General features: G+C 73.2%; 14 protein-coding genes and 3 tRNA genes. 10 read left to right on the plus strand and 7 right to left on the minus strand.

Annotated elements, in window-relative coordinates; genetic code table 11:
* The 6 genes from AC07DA_RS16710 to AC07DA_RS16735 all read left to right on the plus strand — a co-directional run bounded on the left by AC07DA_RS16710 (position 1) and on the right by AC07DA_RS16735 (position 5159).
* Complete coding sequence (locus AC07DA_RS16710; RefSeq protein ID WP_479128761.1) at positions 1 to 570, plus strand: hemerythrin domain-containing protein; 570 nt, start codon at positions 1 to 3, stop codon at positions 568 to 570.
* Positions 567 to 1013 carry a DUF2243 domain-containing protein gene (locus tag AC07DA_RS16715; protein ID WP_479128763.1) on the plus strand — a complete coding sequence of 149 codons (447 nt, stop codon included), beginning with the start codon at positions 567 to 569 and terminating at the stop codon, positions 1011 to 1013. The genes AC07DA_RS16710 and AC07DA_RS16715 overlap by 4 nt, the downstream gene beginning before the upstream one ends.
* Positions 1010 to 1774, plus strand: coding sequence for a cytochrome c oxidase assembly protein (locus tag AC07DA_RS16720; protein ID WP_479128765.1), 765 nt, complete (start codon positions 1010 to 1012; stop codon positions 1772 to 1774). The genes AC07DA_RS16715 and AC07DA_RS16720 overlap by 4 nt, the downstream gene beginning before the upstream one ends.
* A gap of 11 nt (positions 1775 to 1785) precedes the next feature.
* Positions 1786 to 1923: a hypothetical protein gene (locus tag AC07DA_RS16725; protein ID WP_479128767.1), complete on the plus strand. Its 138-nt coding sequence runs from the start codon at positions 1786 to 1788 to the stop codon at positions 1921 to 1923.
* Positions 1924 to 2151: 228 nt separating this feature from the next.
* On the plus strand, positions 2152 to 3903 hold the full coding sequence (gene uppS, locus AC07DA_RS16730) for a polyprenyl diphosphate synthase (protein WP_479128769.1): 1752 nt from the start codon (positions 2152 to 2154) through the stop codon (positions 3901 to 3903).
* A gap of 251 nt (positions 3904 to 4154) precedes the next feature.
* On the plus strand, positions 4155 to 5159 hold the full coding sequence (locus AC07DA_RS16735; protein ID WP_479128772.1) for a ketopantoate reductase family protein: 1005 nt from the start codon (positions 4155 to 4157) through the stop codon (positions 5157 to 5159).
* A gap of 31 nt (positions 5160 to 5190) precedes the next feature.
* Here the strand turns inward: AC07DA_RS16735 and AC07DA_RS16740 are convergent.
* The 3 genes from AC07DA_RS16740 to AC07DA_RS16750 form a co-directional block, all read right to left on the minus strand.
* Positions 5191 to 5264 (minus strand) — tRNA-Ile (locus AC07DA_RS16740).
* Positions 5265 to 5444: 180 nt separating this feature from the next.
* A tRNA-Asn gene (locus tag AC07DA_RS16745) sits at positions 5445 to 5517 on the minus strand.
* A gap of 5 nt (positions 5518 to 5522) precedes the next feature.
* Positions 5523 to 5595, minus strand: a tRNA-Asn gene (locus tag AC07DA_RS16750).
* A gap of 158 nt (positions 5596 to 5753) precedes the next feature.
* Between AC07DA_RS16750 and AC07DA_RS16755 the strand changes: the two genes are divergently transcribed.
* The 4 genes from AC07DA_RS16755 (at position 5754) to AC07DA_RS16770 (ending at position 11370) form a co-directional block, all read left to right on the plus strand.
* Positions 5754 to 6059: a YtxH domain-containing protein gene (locus AC07DA_RS16755; protein WP_383322825.1), complete on the plus strand. Its 306-nt coding sequence runs from the start codon at positions 5754 to 5756 to the stop codon at positions 6057 to 6059.
* Between the two features lie 93 nt (positions 6060 to 6152).
* Positions 6153 to 7598, plus strand: coding sequence for a xylulokinase (locus tag AC07DA_RS16760; RefSeq protein ID WP_479128774.1), 1446 nt, complete (start codon positions 6153 to 6155; stop codon positions 7596 to 7598).
* A 110-nt stretch (positions 7599 to 7708) separates the two neighbouring features.
* On the plus strand, positions 7709 to 9442 hold the full coding sequence (locus AC07DA_RS16765; protein WP_479128776.1) for an ABC transporter ATP-binding protein: 1734 nt from the start codon (positions 7709 to 7711) through the stop codon (positions 9440 to 9442).
* Positions 9442 to 11370, plus strand: a complete 1929-nt coding sequence (locus tag AC07DA_RS16770) for an ABC transporter ATP-binding protein (RefSeq protein ID WP_479128779.1) — start codon at positions 9442 to 9444, stop codon at positions 11368 to 11370. The genes AC07DA_RS16765 and AC07DA_RS16770 overlap by 1 nt, the downstream gene beginning before the upstream one ends.
* A gap of 103 nt (positions 11371 to 11473) precedes the next feature.
* On the opposite strand, the gene AC07DA_RS16775 is transcribed toward AC07DA_RS16770, so the two are convergent.
* The 4 genes from AC07DA_RS16775 to AC07DA_RS16790 all read right to left on the minus strand — a co-directional run bounded on the left by AC07DA_RS16775 (position 11474) and on the right by AC07DA_RS16790 (position 17535).
* The gene (locus AC07DA_RS16775) at positions 11474 to 12772 is read right to left on the minus strand and encodes an RNA polymerase sigma factor (protein WP_479128781.1); all 1299 of its coding nucleotides are present in this window, start codon (positions 12770 to 12772) and stop codon (positions 11474 to 11476) included.
* Between the two features lie 139 nt (positions 12773 to 12911).
* Positions 12912 to 14828 (minus strand): DNA primase, encoded by a 1917-nt coding sequence (dnaG, locus tag AC07DA_RS16780; RefSeq protein ID WP_479128783.1) that lies wholly within the window; start codon positions 14826 to 14828, stop codon positions 12912 to 12914.
* A gap of 29 nt (positions 14829 to 14857) precedes the next feature.
* A complete protein-coding gene (locus AC07DA_RS16785; protein WP_479128785.1) occupies positions 14858 to 16123 on the minus strand; it encodes an NAD(P)/FAD-dependent oxidoreductase in 1266 nt (421 codons plus the stop codon).
* A 134-nt stretch (positions 16124 to 16257) separates the two neighbouring features.
* Positions 16258 to 17535 carry a deoxyguanosinetriphosphate triphosphohydrolase gene (locus tag AC07DA_RS16790; protein ID WP_479128787.1) on the minus strand — a complete coding sequence of 426 codons (1278 nt, stop codon included), beginning with the start codon at positions 17533 to 17535 and terminating at the stop codon, positions 16258 to 16260.
* Positions 17536 to 17591 lie beyond the last annotated feature (56 nt).

Below are 17591 nucleotides of genomic sequence, written 5' to 3' on the forward strand. Positions count from 1 at the left end.
ATGGCGGGAATCGCAGCGAGTGACACGGACGTCGTGGCGCTGCTCATGCGCCAGCACGGCGACATCCGCAACCTCTTCGACGAGGTCGAGCGGACGTCCGGTGACGAGCGCAGGAACGCCTTCCGCCGGCTGGTGCGGCTCCTGGCCGTGCACGAGACGGCCGAGGAGGAGGTCGTCCGGCCCTTCACCCGGGCGAACGTGCCGGGCGGCGAGCAGGTCGTGGAGGACCGCCTGAACGAGGAGCGGGAGGCGAAGGAACTGCTGTCCCGGCTGGACGGCATGGACACCGACGACCCGAAGTTCCTGCCGGAACTGCTCGCCCTGCGCCTGGAGGTGATGGCCCACGCCCGGGCGGAGGAGCGCTACGAGTTCAACCACATCCGCCGCCACGCGGACCAGGGCCGCCTGGCGTCGATGGCCTCGGCCCTGAAGGCCGCCGAGGCCATGGCCCCGACCCACCCGCACCCCGGCACGGAGTCCGCGGCCAAGAACCTCGCCCTCGGCCCGCTCGCGGCCCTGGTCGACCGCACGCGGGACGCCGTCCGCAAGGCCATGGGCAAGGACGGGTGACGTACCGCCGCTCACTCGCCGGTGGGGCGCTGTCGGGAGTCGGCATCGCCGCGTTCGTCGACGAGGTCGTCTTCCACCAGTTGCTCCACTGGCACCACTTCTACGACAGGTCCACCCCCGAGGTGGGACTGGTCTCCGACGGCCTGTTCCACGCCGGGGGGTGGCTCGCGATGGTGTCGGGCCTGTTCCTCTACGCGGACCTGCGCCGCAGGGGCGGCCCGCTGCGCCCGGCCTGGTGGTCCGGCGTCTGCCTGGGCCTGGGCGGCTTCCAGCTCTACGACGGCACGGTCCAGCACAAGCTGCTGCGCCTGCACCAGATCCGCTACGAGGTCGATCCGCGGCCGTACGACTGGACCTGGAACGTCGTGGCGGTCCTGTTCCTGCTGGCCGGGCTGCTGCTGTGGCGCCGGGCCCGGCGCGCGGAGCGCGGGAGAGCGCGATGACGACGCCCGGCCCCCTGCCGGTCGCGGTCCTCCTGTGCTGCCTGCTGTACACGGCCGCGGCGGCCCGGCTGCGCCGCCGCGGGGACCGCTGGCCGGTGGGCCGGGACGCGGGGTTCTGGCTGGGCGGGGGCATGCTGGTGGCCGCGTTCGCCCTCCCGTGGGAGGCGTGGCTGCCGCCCTTCACCGCGCACACGGCCGCCCACGTCCTGGCGGGCATGGCGGCCCCGCTCCCCCTCGTCCTCGCCCGCCCGGTCACCCTGGCCCTGCGCACCCTCCCCCTCCCCGCCCGCCGCGCGCTGGTCACGCTGACCCGCTCCCGCCTCGTCGCGGTCCTCGTCTTCCCACCGGTGGCCGCGACGCTGGACATCGGCGGCCTGTGGGTGCTCTACCGGGCTCCCCTGCCACCCTCGCTCCACCACCACCCCCTTGTCCTCCCGCACCTCTTCCTCGCCGGTCTGCTCTTCACCTTCGCCCTGCTCGCCGTGGACCCGGTCCGCCACCGGCCGGGCCTCGCCGTGCGCGCGGGCACCCTCCTGGCGGCCGCCGCGGCCCACGCCGTCCTGGCGAAGGGCCTGTGGGCGACGGGCCCGCCCGGCACCGCCCACACCCCGGCCGACCTGCACCTGGCCGCGCAGCTCATGTACTACGGCGGGGACGCGGTGGAGATCGCGCTGGCCCTGCTGCTGGCGTCCCAGTGGTACCGCGCCCAGGGGCGATCACTCCGGCCGCACCGGGGTACCCGGCAGCCGGCACCCGCGTAAGGAGACACACGATGAGCGACCAGACCCCGTCCCAGGCCGAGGGCGACCGCGAGGACGAGCAGAACACGGCACCCACCCCCACCCCGACCCCGTCCCAGGCGGAGGGCGACCGGGACGACACGGAGGCGGAAGACGACGACACGGCGTAGCGCCCGCGCCCGCCGCCCGGGCCCGGCGACCGCGCCCCGTTCCGACCGGGGGGCCTCGGCCAGCGGGGGCGGGCAGGGCCGCGTCGGCGGCGCCCTTGCGACCGGGCGGACCCGAGCCCGGCGCGGTCCCCTGAGCCGCGTCCGGTCGCCCCGGCGACGGACACCGCGCGGCGCGGCCGTGCCCCGGGTGCTCGGACCGCCGTACGGGGGGCACGTAATGTCCTCGGTGTGAGCGATGCGCCTGCCGACCCGGCCCTGCGGGCGGCCTACCGACTGTGCCGACGCCGGACGAAGAGCGAGGACCCGGCGGAGTACGCCCTCATCCAGCTGGTCCCCGCGCCCCTGCGCCCGGCGCTGCACGCCCTGTGGGCCGCGGCCAACGCCCTCGACGACCTCGGCGACGACCGCACCGCCCCGGCCGCCGAACGGGCCGCCCGCGTGGAGGCGTGGATCACCGCCCTGCACCGCGAACTGCCCACCGGCACCAGCCCGGACCCGGTCCGCCACGCCCTGGTGGACACCGCGGCCCGCTGGCGCCTGGACCTGTCCGAGCTGCACGCCGCCATGACCCAGGTCCGGGACGACACCGAAGGGCGCCGCTTCACCGGCTGGGCCGAATGGCGCGCCTGGGGCCGGGAGAACCTGCTGCCCTGGTTCGCCCAGGTCCGGGCGATCCTCGACCGCGCGGGCGTTCCCGTGGCCCTGCGCCTGGACACCCGGGAGGCCTACGAGGAGTTCCTCGACGGCGTCCGGCTCACGGACATCCTCACCGACCTGTCCGCCGACCTCGCGCAGGGCGACCTCCTGCTGCCCGAGGAGGCCCTCGCCCGGCACCCGGGCTCGGCGGACGGCCTGGCCCACCGCCGCTGGAGTCCCGCCGTGGCGGCCCTGGTCACCGAGGTGACGGGCCTGGCCCGCCGGTGGGTGGCCCAGGAGACCCTCACCCGCGGCATGCACCCCGGCCCCGCGACCGTCCTGCACACGATGGCCGCCCTGCTGCACGCCCAGCTCGACGCCGTCGACGCGGCGGGCCCGGCCCTGCTGCGCGCCCGCCCCCGCCCGGCGCTGCGCACCAGGGCCCGCATCCTCGCCCCGGCCCGCACCCGCGCGGCCCTGGCCTGGTCCCTGACCCCGCTCACCCTGCCGCCGCACCACCGGCCGGCGGACGCCCCCCGGCCACCCTCCCCCGCCCGGCCGGCCACCCCGCGCATCTTCCGCAGCCCGCCGCCCCACCCCAGCGGCGACCGCCCGCCCGTCATCCCACCGGCCCATCTCCCCGCGCACGTGGCCGTGATCATGGACGGCAACGGCCGCTGGGCGCAGCAGCGGGGGCTGCCCCGGCACGCGGGCCACCGGGCGGGCGCCCACGCGGTGCGCGAAGTGGTCCACGGCGCCCTGGAGATCGGCCTCGCGCACCTGACGCTCTACACGTTCTCCACCGAGAACTGGCACCGCGACGCGGAGGAGGTCGACGCGATCCTCGGTCTGCTGCGCGACGAGGTGGCCGAGGACCCCTTCCGGGACCTCGACGTCCGCATGCGCTGGCACGGCCGCGCCGGCCGGCTGCCCCCCGACCTGGCCGACCTGCTCCACCTGCGGGAGCGCACCACCCGCGACCGCACCGGCCTGACCCTGACGATGTGCATCGACTACGGCGGCCGGGACGAGATCACCCGCACCGCCGCCGCCCTGGCCCGCCGGGTCCGGGCCGGTCACCTGGACCCGGACGGGATCACCGACGAGGACTTCGCACGCCACCTGCCCCACCCGGACATGCCGGACGTGGACCTGCTCTGGCGCACCGGCAACGAGCAGCGCACCTCCAACTTCCTGCCCTGGCACTCCGCCTACGCCGAACTGCACTTCACGCCCGGCCTGTGGCCCGACACCGACCGCCGCCACCTCTGGCAGGCCGTCACGGCCTACACCCACCGCCAGCGCCGCCACGGCACCACGAACCCGGACCCGCTGCCCCGGTAGCGGCGCCGCGGGGCGAGTTCCCCAGCGGATGCCTGTCCCGGCGCCGGACACCACCGCAACGGCCACGCGCCGGGCGGGACTTCCTCCACGGCCGTGGAGGAACGCCCGCGGGGTACGGTGGGCAAGGCGTACCGGGGGGCCCAAGTGCCGCGCGTGCACGGCGGGTTGGTTCCGGCCGGGAGCCGCGGCGAGGAGGAGGACGCGCCCCTCGGCCGACCAGCGGATCGAACGAGCGGGGAGCCAGGAACGACATGCGCTGCATCGTCATCGGGTCGGGAGCGGTCGGCGGTTCGATCGGGGGGCGGCTGCACGAGAGCGGCCGGTCCGTCGTCCTGGTCGCCCGCGGCGCGCAGGTGGGGGCGCTGCGCGAGCGGGGACTGCGGCTCACGGTCCCCACCGGGACGCTCACCCTCGACGTGCCCGTCGCGGACGGGCCCGGGGAGGTCGGCCTGCGCGAGGACGACGTGCTCGTCCTCGCGGTCAAGACCCAGGACAGCGTGGCCGCCCTGGACACCTGGGCCGCACAGCCGGTGGCGGGCGGCGGCACGGCGGGCGAGCGCCTGGCGGTGGTGTGCGCGCAGAACGGCGTGGAGAACGAGCGCCTGGCCCTGCGCCGCTTCCGCGAGGTGTACGGCATGTGCGTCGTCCTGCCCAGCAGTCATCTGACCCCGGGTGAGGTCGTGGCGCCCTGCGGCCCGTACTCCGGCGCCCTGGTCCTCGGCCGGTACGGGGCGGGCGGTGACGACACGGCCCGGCGGATCGCCGACGACCTGGAGAAGTCCCGCTTCCTGGCTCCGGTGGTGGCGGACGTGATGCGCTGGAAGTACGGCAAACTCCTCGGCAACCTCGCCAACGCCGTCGAGGCCCTCTGCGGCTCCGCCTCGGACGCCGCCGCCCGGGACCTGATCGCCCGGGCGAAGGCCGAGGGCACCGCCGTCCTGGACGCCGCGGGCATCGCCCACGCGAGCGGGGCGGAGATCACCGACCTGCGCAGCGGCATGGTCGACGTGCAGCCGCTCCCCGGCGAGCCCACGCGCAGCTCGACCTGGCAGAGCCTGGCACGGGGCGCGGGTTCGATCGAGACGGACTACCTCAACGGGGAGATCGTGCTGCTGGGCCGCGAGCACGGCGTACCGACCCCGGTGAACGCGGCCCTGCAGGCCGCCGCCCGGGAGAGCGCGCGGCGGGGCAGGGAACCGGGCGGCCTGACGGCCGAGGACCTGAGCCGGCGCGCCGCCGAGAGCGCCACCGCCTGAATGGAAACGGTTCTGCGCGGGGAGCGCGCAGTGGGGCGGGTGGGACTCGAACCCACGGCCGACGGATTATGAGTCCGCTGCTCTAACCGGCTGAGCTACCGCCCCATAGCGGCGTGTCGCGTACATGTGTGCGCGCCGTCTGCCGCAGCATAGCCGCTCATACGATCTCCTGCTTCGGATGGTCGGCTCGGCCACGGCGTTCGTGACCTTGATGACTCCGCCCCGGGCCGGACGGTTCCACCGGACATGAAAAAGGACCCCTTGAGGGGGTCCTCGTTCACCGTGCTCCCCCGACTGGACTCGAACCAGTAACCTGCCGGTTAACAGCCGGCTGCTCTGCCAATTGAGCTACGGAGGACCGAGCTCCCCGGACTGGACTCGAACCAGTAACCTGCCGGTTAACAGCCGGCTGCTCTGCCAATTGAGCTACCGAGGAAGGTCTCGTTGCATCGAACGTACCTACCTGGGTATTCGCCAGGGGGCGCGCGCTCGCTGCGACACATACATTAGCGCAAGCAGGGGGGTGCTCCGCCAATCGGTACTCCCCGGCGCCGACGCCGCACCGGAGACATACGCAAGGAAAGGGTGGCAGCCATGCGTTACCGGCTCACGTTCGTCGCCGGAGTCGTCCTGGGTTACGTGCTGGGCACGAGGGCCGGACGAGAGCGCTACGAACAGCTGAAGAAGTCGGCCCGTCAGTTCGCGCAGAACCCCGCCGTCCGCAACACCGCGGAGACGGCGGCCCAGCAGGGGCGCGAGTTCGCGGGCAAGGCGTACCACGTGGTCAGCGACAAGGTCGGTGACCGCGTCCCGGACTCGGTCGCCGACCGCGTCCGCCACCTCAAGGAGCGCGCCACCCACAACGGCGGCGCGGACGACTGGGGTACGAGCAATACCTGATCTCCCTGATGCGGCGCGCGGTGACGTCCTTCACCGCGCGCTCCACGGCGCCCACGGCTCGAGCCCGGCCCGGCGTGCGGCAGAATTTTGGCCATGGGGATAGTCGCCGGGTTGGACAGTTCACCCGATTTCACTCGCATCGTCGTCTGTGACGCGGACACCGGAGCCGTGCTCCGGCAGGGATATGCGCCGCATCCGGTGGAGAGCCCCGACGGCGGCCGGCCGTCCGACGTCGACCCGCAGGCCTGGCTGCTGTCCCTGGGCGAGGCCGCGGGCGGCGGACTGCTGGAGGGCGTCCAGGCGATCGGCGTCTCGGCGCAGCAGAACGCGGTCGTGCCGCTGGACGCGCAGGGCAACACCGTGCGTCCGGCGATGGTCGGCGGCGACAAGCGCACGCAGGTCGCCGCCGCCGATCTGGTCGACGCGCTCGGCGGGCGCGAGGCGTGGGCGCAGGCCGTGGGCTGTGTCCCGCAGGCCGCGCAGCCGGTGACGAAGCTGCGCTGGCTGGCGCGGACCGAGCCGGAGAACGCGCAGCGCACGGCGATCCTGCTGCAGGCGCACGACTGGCTGGTGTGGCAGCTGCTGGGCCGGCCGGTCCGGAGGACCACCGACCGGGGCGGGGCGTCCGGCACCGGCTACTGGTCGGCGGCGACCGGCGCCTACCGGCCCGACCTGGTCGAGCTGGCGCTCGGCCACCAGGTGATGCTGCCGGAGGTGATCGGCCCGGCGGACGCGGCGGGTACGACGCCCGAGGGGCTGCTGATCTCCGTGGGGACCGGCGAGACCATGGCGGCGGCGTTCGGCCTGGGCATCGGCCTCGGGGACGCGGTCGTGTCGCTGGGGGCGTCCGGGTCCGTGATGGCCGTGCACCCCGAGGCGCTCGTCGACGGCTCCGGGATGATCACCGCGCTCGCCGACGCGACCGGCATGCACCTGCCCGTCGTCACCACGCTCAACGCCGTACGGACACTGCGCGGGACGGCCGAGCTGCTGGGGCTGCCCGATCTGGAGAGCCTGTCGGACCTCGCGATGAAGTCGACGCCCGGGGCGCACGGCCTGGTGCTGCTGCCCTATCTGGAGGGTGAGCGGACGCCGAACCTGCCGCACGTCGCCGGGACCCTGGCCGGGCTCAGGCGCGAGTCGATGAAGGCGGAGCACCTGGCGCGGGCCGCGTTCGAGGGCATGCTGTGCGGGCTCGCCGACGCGCTGGACGTGCTGCGCGGCCGGGGTGTGGAGGTGCGGCGGGTGTTCCTGCTCGGGCCGGCCGCCGAGCTGGCCGCGGTGCAGGCCGCGGCGCCCATGCTGTTCGGGACGCAGGTCGTCGTGCCGCAGCCCGCGGACTACGCGGCGATCGGCGCCGCCCGGCAGGCGGCCTGGGCGCTCGGGGTGTCGCAGGGCACGCTCGACACCCGGATGCCGCCGCTGTGGCAGGGCGCGGTCGCGCAGGTGCTGGAGCCCGGGGAGGAACTGGCCGTGGGGCAGGCGGTGCGGCAGCAGTTCGTGTCGGTGCGGGAGCAGACGCACCCCGGGGCCTTCTGAGCGCCTGACCGCCTGTTGGGTTAATTCGGTTGAGGTAACGCGGGTGGAGTGTCCGACGATAGGGGCCAGGGGCAACCAACCGCCCCGTCGACCACTCCGAGAGAAGCAGCGTGCTCATACGACTCCTGCGGACCTGTCTCAGGCCCTACAAGAGACCCCTCGTCCTGCTGGTGCTGCTGCAGCTCCTGCAGACCTGCGCCACGCTCTACCTGCCCACGCTGAACGCCGACATCATCGACCGGGGCGTGGTCAACGGCGACACCGGCTACATCATGGGCCACGGCGCCCTGATGATCGGCATCTCCCTCGTCCAGGTCGTGTGCAACATCGGTGCCGTCTACTACGGCGCCCGTACGGCGTCGGCGCTCGGTCGGGACGTGCGGGCGTCCGTGTTCGACCGCGTGCAGTCGTTCTCGGCGCGTGAGGTGGGTCACTTCGGGGCGCCGTCGCTGATCACGCGGACGACCAACGACGTCCAGCAGGTGCAGATGCTGGCGCTGATGACGTTCACGCTGATGGTGTCGGCCCCGATCATGTGCGTCGGCGGCATCGTGCTGGCGCTGGGCCTGGACGTGCCGCTGTCGGGCGTGCTGGTGGCGGTCGTGCCGGTGCTCGGCATCTGCGTGACGCTGATCGTGCGGCGGCTGCGGCCGCTGTTCCGGTCGATGCAGGAGCGGCTGGACACGGTGAACCGGGTGCTGCGCGAGCAGATCACCGGCAACCGCGTGATCCGGGCCTTCGTCCGCGACGCGTACGAGCAGCAGCGCTTCCGCAGGGCCAACACCGACCTCACCGGCTTCGCGCTGGGCACCGGCAACCTGCTCGCGCTGATGTTCCCGATCGTCATGACGGTGGTGAACCTGTCGTCGATCGCCGTGGTGTGGTTCGGCGCGCACCGCATCGACAGCGGCGGGATGCAGATCGGCGACCTGACCGCGTTCCTCGCCTACCTGATGCAGATCGTGATGGCCGTGATGATGGCCACGTTCATGTTCATGATGGTGCCGCGGGCGGAGGTGTGCGCCGAGCGGATCCAGGAGGTGCTGGACACCTCCTCCAGCGTGGTGCCGCCGTCGGCGCCGGTGCGGGAGCTGCGCCGGCACGGGCACCTGGAGATTCGCGGGGCCGGTTTCCGCTATCCGGGTGCCGAGGAGCCGGTGCTGCGGGCCGTGGACCTGGTGGCCCGGCCGGGCGAGACGACCGCCGTCATCGGTTCGACCGGCAGCGGCAAGTCGACCCTGCTGGGGCTGGTGCCGCGGCTGTTCGACGCGACCGAGGGGCAGGTCCTCGTCGACGGGGTCGAGGTCGCACGGATCGAGCCGGGGCTGCTCGCGCGGACCGTCGGGCTGGTGCCGCAGAAGCCGTACCTGTTCGCGGGCACGGTGGCCACCAACCTGCGCTACGGCAACCCCGACGCCACCGACGAGGAGCTGTGGCACGCGCTGGAGGTGGCGCAGGGCAAGGAGTTCGTCGAGCGGCTGGAGGGCGGGCTGGACGCGCCGATCGCGCAGGGCGGCACGAACGTCTCCGGCGGGCAGCGGCAACGGCTCGCCATCGCCCGGACGCTGGTGCAGCGGCCCGAGATCTACCTGTTCGACGACTCCTTCTCCGCGCTCGACTACGCCACCGACGCGGCCCTGCGGGCCGCGCTCGCGCGGGAGACCGCCGAGGCGACCGTGGTGATCGTCGCCCAGCGGGTGGCGACCATCCGGGACGCCGACCGGATCGTCGTGCTGGACGAGGGCCGGGTCGTCGGCACCGGCCGGCACCACGAGCTGATGGCGGACAACGAGACCTACCGGGAGATCGTGCTCTCCCAGCTCACGGAAGCGGAGGCGGCCTGATGGCGGGGCCCATGGGGCGGATGACGGCCGGGGGCGGCCCCGACCAGCGCTCGCTGGACTTCAAGGGATCGGGCAGACGGCTCGTCGCCCGGTTCCGGCCCGAGCGGACGACCCTCTGCGTGCTGCTGGCCTGCGTGGTGCTCAGCGTCGGCCTCAACGTCGTCGGGCCGAAGATCCTCGGCAGGGCCACCGACCTGGTCTTCGCGGGCATCGTCGGGCGGGACATGCCCGAGGGGGCGAGCAAGGAGCAGGTCCTGGAGCAGATGCGGCAGCGCGGGGACGGCGACGTCGCCGACATGCTGCGCGGCACCGACTTCACCCCGGGCGAGGGCATCGACTTCACGGCCGTCGGACACGTCCTGCTGCTCGCGCTGGGCGTGTTCACGGTGGCCGGGCTGCTGATGGCGGTGGCGACACGGCTGGTGAACCGGGCCGTGAACCGGACCATGTTCCGGCTGCGCGAGGACGTGCAGACGAAGCTGTCGCGGCTGCCGCTGTCGTACTTCGACAAGCGCCAGCGCGGCGAGGTGCTGTCCCGGGCCACGAACGACATCGACAACATCGGGCAGACGCTGCAGCAGTCGATGGGGCAGCTCATCAACTCGGTGCTGACCATCATCGGCGTGCTCGCCATGATGTTCTACGTCTCCTGGATCCTGGCGCTGGTGGCGCTGGTGACGGTGCCGCTGTCGTTCGTCGTGGCCACGCGCGTGGGCAAGCGGTCGCAGCCGCACTTCGTGCAGCAGTGGCGCTCCACCGGCAAGCTGAACGCCCACGTGGAGGAGATGTACACCGGGCACACCCTGGTGAAGGTGTTCGGGCGGCAGGAGGAGTCGGCGCGGCAGTTCGCCGAGCAGAACGAGGCGCTGTACGAGGCCGGGTTCAAGGCGCAGTTCAACAGCGGGATCATGCAGCCGCTGATGATGTTCGTGTCGAACCTCAACTACGTGCTCGTCGCGGTCGTCGGCGGGCTCCGGGTCGCCTCGGGCTCGCTGTCCATCGGCGACGTGCAGGCGTTCATCCAGTACTCGCGGCAGTTCTCCATGCCGCTGACGCAGGTGGCGTCCATGGCGAACCTGGTGCAGTCGGGGGTCGCCTCCGCCGAGCGGGTCTTCGAACTGCTCGACGCCGAGGAGCAGGGCGCCGACCCGGTGCCGGGCGTGCGGCCCGGGGAGCTGCGCGGGCGGGTGGCGCTGGAGCACGTGTCGTTCCGCTACGACCCCGACGAGCCGCTCATCGAGGACCTGTCGCTGAAGGTCGAGCCCGGGCAGACGGTGGCCATCGTCGGCCCCACGGGCGCGGGCAAGACGACCCTGGTCAACCTGCTCATGCGGTTCTACGAGGTCACCGGCGGGCGGATCACCCTCGACGGCGTCGACATCGCCCGGATGTCCCGGGACGAACTGCGGGCCGGGATCGGCATGGTGCTGCAGGACACCTGGCTGTTCGGCGGCACCATCGCGGAGAACATCGCCTACGGGGCGTCCCGGGAGGTCACCCGCGGGGAGATCGAGGAGGCGGCCCGGGCCGCGCACGCGGACCGGTTCATCCGGACGCTGCCGGACGGGTACGACACGGTGATCGACGACGAGGGTTCGGGGGTCAGCGCGGGCGAGAAGCAGCTCATCACCATCGCCCGGGCGTTCCTGTCCGACCCGGTGATCCTGGTGCTGGACGAGGCGACGAGCTCCGTCGACACCCGCACCGAGGTGCTGATCCAGAAGGCCATGGCGAAGCTCGCGCACGGGCGGACCTCGTTCGTCATCGCGCACCGGCTCTCCACGATCCGGGACGCGGACACGATCCTGGTCATGGAGAACGGCGCGATCGTGGAGCAGGGCGCGCACGGCGAGCTGCTGGCGGCCGGTGGGGCTTACGCGCGGCTGTACGCGTCCCAGTTCGCGCAGGCGGTGGCCGAGGTGGACTGACGCGCCTTCGGGGGTGCCGCGTGGCGCCGTGAGGCGACCGCGGCACCGTCGTGGCCGTTCGCGCGGTTCCCCGCGCCCCTGAAGGGGCGCCCGCCGACGGCAATCAGTCCAGATAGCCCCGCAGCTGGTCCGCGAACGCGTGATCCCGCAGCTTGTTCAGGGTCTTGGACTCGATCTGCCTGATCCGCTCCCTGGTCACGCCGAAGATGCGGCCGATCTCCTCCAGCGTGCGCGGACGGCCGTCCGCGAGCCCGTAGCGGAGCTGGACCACCTTGCGCTCCCGCTCCCCCAGCGTCGACAGGACCGCCTCCAGGTGCTCCCTGAGCAGCAGGAACGCGGCCGACTCCACCGGGGAGGCCGCGTCGCCGTCCTCGATCAGGTCACCGAGGGCGACGTCGTCCTCCTCGCCCACCGGCGCGTGCAGCGACACCGGCTCCTGCGCCAGGCGCAGCACCTCGCCGACCCGCTCGGGCGGCAGGTCCAGGTGGGCCGCGACCTCCTCGGCCGTCGGCTCGTAGCCGCGCTCCTGGAGCATGCGGCGCTGGACGCGGACGACCCGGTTGATGAGTTCCACCACGTGCACCGGGACCCGTATCGTGCGGGCCTGGTCGGCCAGGGCGCGGGACATGGCCTGGCGGATCCACCAGGTCGCGTACGTGGAGAACTTGTAGCCGCGGGCGTAGTCGAACTTCTCGACGGCGCGGATGAGTCCGAGGTTGCCCTCCTGGACGAGGTCGAGCATGGTCAGGCCGCGGCCCACGTAGCGCTTGGCGACGGAGACGACCAGGCGCAGGTTGGCCTCGATGAGGCGGCGCTTGGCCATCCGGCCCATGACGACGAGCCGGTCCAGATCCAGTGCCAGCTGGCTGTCCAGGTCGGGGGTGTTGCTCAGCTTCTCCTCGGCGAACAGCCCGGCCTCGACGCGGCGGGCCAGTTCGACCTCCTCGGCCGCGGTCAGCAGGGGGATGCGGCCGATCTCCCGCAGGTACTGGCGGAACAGGTCCGAGGAGGGACCGCTGCCGGTGTCGGCGCGGGCCGGGGGCGGTTCGACGGCCTCGGGGGCCTCGTCGGCGGTCACGATGGCCTCGGCGGGCGGCTCCTCCGGCTGCGCTTCCGTCTCCGGGCGGTGCACGAGGCGGCTCTGCGCCGGTAGCGCGGACAGGGCGTCGGCCTCCGGCGCTGCGCCGACGGCGCCGAGGGCACCGCGGACGTCGGTCTGGGTGAGGGTCTGGGTCTGCACGGGGGCGACCTCCAGGATGATCGCTGCCAGGGGGTGCGGCAGCGGTACTTCGGGGGCGGAGTCGACGGCCTCGCCGCTTTCCGTCCCGTACGCGATGAGCGGAACCGCGGGGAGTTGGGACCCGTCGGTGACGGACCGGCCGCGCTCCGAGGACTCAGGCACCGGAACCCAGTGTGGGGTAAGACACATCGCCGCCACGAGGGGCGTGCGGTGACTTTTTGCTTCCGGTCCGTGACCGCGCGCTCGCACCTCGTGGGGAGCCCGGACGCCACACCCGCCCCTGGTGCGCGGCGGAGCGGCGTCAGAGCGCGGCGGCGCCGTGTTCGCGCAGGGCCTGGTCGTACTGCTGGAGCACCCACAGTTCGTTCTGCACGGCGGCCAGGCGGGCCGGGTCGCCGTGGGTGCCCAGGCGGGTGAGCTGACCGGTGATGTCGCGGATGCGGCGCTCCACGGCCCGGCGGCGGACGGTGACCAGCTGGGCGCCCGCGTAGTTCTCGTCGACGCCCTTCACGCCCCTGTGCAGCATGATCGCCTCGACGGCCAGTTCCGTCACCATCGCGCGGACCGCGTCGTCCGGGGCGGCCTCGCGGACCCGGACCAGGTAGTCCTGGGGGTCCGCGACGCCCAGTTCGGCGCCGCCCGCGTCCAGGATGGCCTGGCGTACGGCGGCGTAGGGCGGGGCCGTGAACTCGTCGACGCCGTACGCGTCGAAGGCCGGGGAGACCAGCTCGGGGCGCTGCAGGGCCAGCTTGAGCAGTTCGCGTTCGGTGGCGTGGACCGGGTTGCGGAGGTTCAGGGCCGGGCCGCGGGGGGCGGCGGGCGGCGGGGCGGCGCCGTACTGCTGGGGTGCCTGCCGGTCGGGGGCGGGACCCTTGCCGCCCCGGTCGCGGGCCCAGCGGGCCAGCTGGGCCACGCGCTTGACGACGAACTGGGTGTCGAGGATGCCGAGCATGCCGGCGAGCTGCACGGCGACCTCGTGCTGGGCGCCGCTGTTCTTGATGCGGGCGACGATCGGGGCGGCCTCGTCCAGGGCGGCGGCGCGGCCGGCGGGGGTGTCGAGGTCGTAGCGGCTCACGATCTGGCGCAGGGCGAACTCGAAGAGCGGCGTGCGGGGTTCGACCAGGTCGGCGACGGCCTCGTCGCCCTTGGCCAGGCGCAGGTCGCAGGGGTCCATGCCGTCGGGGGCGATGGCGATGTAGGTCTCGGCGGCGAACTTCTGGTCGTCCTCGAAGGCGCGCAGGGCCGCCTTCTGGCCGGCGGCGTCGCCGTCGAAGGTGAAGATGACCCGCGCCGAGCCGTTGTCCATGAGCAGGCGGCGCAGGATCTTGATGTGGTCGCCGCCGAAGGCGGTGCCGCAGGTGGCGATGGCGGTGGTGACGCCGGCGAGGTGGCAGGCCATGACGTCGGTGTAGCCCTCGACGACGACCGCGCGGGACGTCTTGGCGATGTCCTTCTTCGCCAGGTCGATGCCGTAGAGCACCTGGGACTTCCGGTAGATCGCCGTGTCGGGCGTGTTGAGGTACTTCGGGCCGTTGTCCGCCTCGTAGAGCTTGCGGGCGCCGAAGCCGACGACGTCGCCGCCGATGTCGCGGATGGGCCACATCAGGCGGCCGCGGAAGCGGTCGATGGGGCCGCGGCGGCCCTCCTGGGAGAGGCCGGAGAGCAGCAGTTCCTTGTCGGTGAAGCCCTTGCCGCGCAGGTAGCGCGTGAGGTGGTCCCAGCCCTGGGGGCTGTAGCCGACGGAGAAGTGCTGGGCGGCCGCCTGGTCGAAGCCGCGCTCGGCGAGGAACTGGCGGCCGGTGTCGGCCTCGGGGCTGCTCGCGAGCTGCTCCGCGTACCACTCGGCGGCGATCTTGTGGGCCTCGACCAGGCGGATCCGCTCGCCGCGCTGGTGGGAGGGGTTGTACCCGCCCTCCTCGTAGCGCAGGGTGATGCCCGCCTGGCCGGCCAGGCGCTCGACCGCCTCCGAGAAGGTGAGGTGGTCGATCTTCATCACGAACGTGATGGTGTCGCCGCCCTCCTGGCAGCCGAAGCAGTGGAACAGGCCCTTGGCGGGGCTGACCTGGAAGGAGGGCGACTTCTCGTCGTGGAACGGGCACAGGCCCTTGAGGTTGCCGCCGCCCGCGCCTCGCAGCTGGAGGTACTCGGACACCACGGCGTCGATCGGGACCGCGTCCCGTACCGCCTTCACGTCCTCGTCGTTGATCCGTCCTGCCACGCGTGAAGTCTACGGGGGCGGACCGACACTCACGGTGCGAGGTTTTCCAGCGGGACGCGGGGGTCCGCCAGGTTCTCCGTGTTCACCGGGGTCCTGGCGCGGACCAGGCGCTGGATCTTGTCCGTGACGTTCCACACGTTCACGTTCATCCCGGCGAGCACCCGGCCCTCCCTGACCCAGAAGGCGATGAACTCGCGCTTGCCCGCGTCGCCGCGGATCACCACCTGGTCGTAGCTGCCCGGCGGTGCCCAGCCCGAGTACTCCATGCCCAGGTCGTACTGGTCGGAGAAGAAGTAGGGCACCCGGTCGTACGTCACGTCGTGGCCCAGCATGGCGCGCGCCGCCGCCGGGCCGCCGTTGAGCGCGTTGGCCCAGTGCTCCACCCGCAGCCGGGTGCCGAACAGGGTGTGCGGGAAGGAGACGACGTCGCCCGCCGCGTGGATGTCCGGGTCGGAGGTGCGCAGCCGCTCGTCGACGACGATGCCGCCGCCGTGCGCCGGGTCGGCGATCTCCAGGCCGGCCGCCTCCGCGAGGTGGGTGCGCGGGGCCGCGCCGATCGCGGCCAGCACGTCGTGCGCCGGGTGCTCCTCGCCGTCGTCGGTGCGGGCGGCCAGGACCATGCCGTCCTGGCCGGTGATCTCGGTGAGCCGGGCGCCGAAGTGGAAGCGGACGCCGTGCTCGCGGTGCAGCTCGGTGAAGAGCTGGCCCAGCTCCGGGCCGAGGACCGAGTGCAGCGGCGTCGGCCCGCTGTGGACCACGGTGACCTCCGCGCCGTACTCGCGGGCCGCCGCCGCGACCTCCAGGCCGATCCAGCCGGCGCCGGCGATCACCAGGTGGCCGTTGTCGCGGCCGAGGTTGGTGAGGACGTGCCTGAGGCGCTCGGCGTGGGCGAGGCGGCGCAGGTGGTGGACGCCCGCCAGGTCCGTGCCGGGGATGTCGAGGCGGCGGGGTTCGGCGCCGGTGGCCAGGAGCAGCTTGTCGTAGCGGACGGCCGTGCCGTCGTCACCGAAGCGGACCGTCTTGGCGGAGCGGTCGATCGCGTCGACCGTCTGGCCGAGGTGCAGCTCGACGTCGTGCGCCGCGTACCAGGCCGGCTCGTGCACGAAGACGCTGTCGCGCTCCTCCTTGCCGAGGAGGTAGCCCTTGGACAGGGACGGGCGCTCGTAGGGGTGGTCGCGTTCGTCGCAGATCAGTATCACCCGGCCGGTGAAGCCCTCCGCGCGGAGCGTCTCGGCCGCCTTGGCGCCGGCCAGTCCGCCTCCGACGATGACGAATGTCTGATCCGCGTCGACCACTTGTTGCCTCCTCGTCAGGGTGTCGCCACTTGCGAGCGTCCCGCACGCAGCGTGATGCGGGAAGAGGGAGTGACCCGATCAGGCCACGGAGGGTCACATTCGGGCGGGCCGGGGCCCCTTGGCTCCCGTCGGTCTCACGCGTGCCCCGTCAGACGGGCGTGAAGGGAACGGGCCGAGGTGTCGGTGAGCGAGGCGATCTGGTCGACGATCACCCGCTTGCGGGCCCGGTCGTCGGGCGCCTGGTCGAACAGCGCGCGGAACTGCGGGTCCAGGCCGTCGGGGGCGCGGGCGGTGAGCGCCTCGGCCAGTTCGGCGACGACGATCCGCTGGTCGGCGCGGAGCCGCTCCTGTTCGGCGCGCTGCATGACGTAGCGGTCGGCGACGGCCTTGAGGACGGCGCACTCCATGCGGATGGCGCGCGGGACGACCAGTTCGGCGGCGTAGCGCGTGAGCCGGCCCGTGCCCCAGGCGGCGCGGGTCGCCGTCTCGGCGGCCAGGCAGAAGCGGCCGATGAGCTGGCTGGTGGCGTCCTTCAGCCGGGCCTGGGCGACGGCGGAGCCGTCGTAGCCGTGCGGCCACCACTCCTGCGCGAGGAGCCGGTCGAGGGCCTCGGCGAGTTCGGCGGGGTCGGTTCCGGGCGGCACGTAGCGGCCGGCGGCCACCCGGAAGACGTCCTGCCGTTCGGGCTCGGCGTGCAGGCAGCCGGGGTCGATGTGCCCGGCGTGCAGGCCGTCCTCCACGTCGTGCACCGAGTAGGCCACGTCGTCGGACCAGTCCATGACCTGCGCCTCGAAACAGGTGCGGGTGCCGGGGGCGTCCTTGCGGACCCAGTCGAAGACGGGGCGGTCGTCCTCGTAGACGCCGAACTTGGGCGAGGCGGGGTCGGTGGGGTGGGCGCCGCGGGGCCAGGGATACTTGGTGGCGGCGTCGAGGGTGGCCCGGGTGAGGTTCAGGCCGACGGACCCCTCCGGGGTGAACCGTTTGGGCTCGATGCGGGTGAGGAGTCTGAGGGACTGGGCGTTGCCCTCGAAGCCGCCGCAGTCGGCCGCGAACTCGTTGAGGGCCTGCTCGCCGTTGTGGCCGAAGGGCGGGTGGCCGAGGTCGTGGGAGAGGCAGGCGGCTTCGACGAGGTCGGGGTCGCAGCCGAGGGCGGCGCCGAGCTCGCGGCCCACCTGGGCGCACTCCAGGGAGTGGGTGAGGCGGGTGCGGGGGCTGGCGTCCCAGGCGGGACCGAGGGTGCCGGGGGTCACCACCTGGGTCTTGCCGGCGAGGCGTCGCAGGGCGGCGGAGTGAAGGACCCGGGCGCGGTCGCGCTGGAAGGCGGTGCGGCCGGGGCGTTTGTCGGGTTCGGGGGCCCATCGCTCGACTGAGGTCGGGTCGTAGGCCGTGGGGTGGGTCGTGGTGCCTGGCATGGGTCGAACAGTAGGCGCCCGCGCGGGTGCCGGGTTCTGTTTCCGGGCGTGTGCCG

This window comes from Streptomyces sp. NPDC044921, from assembly GCF_056432865.1.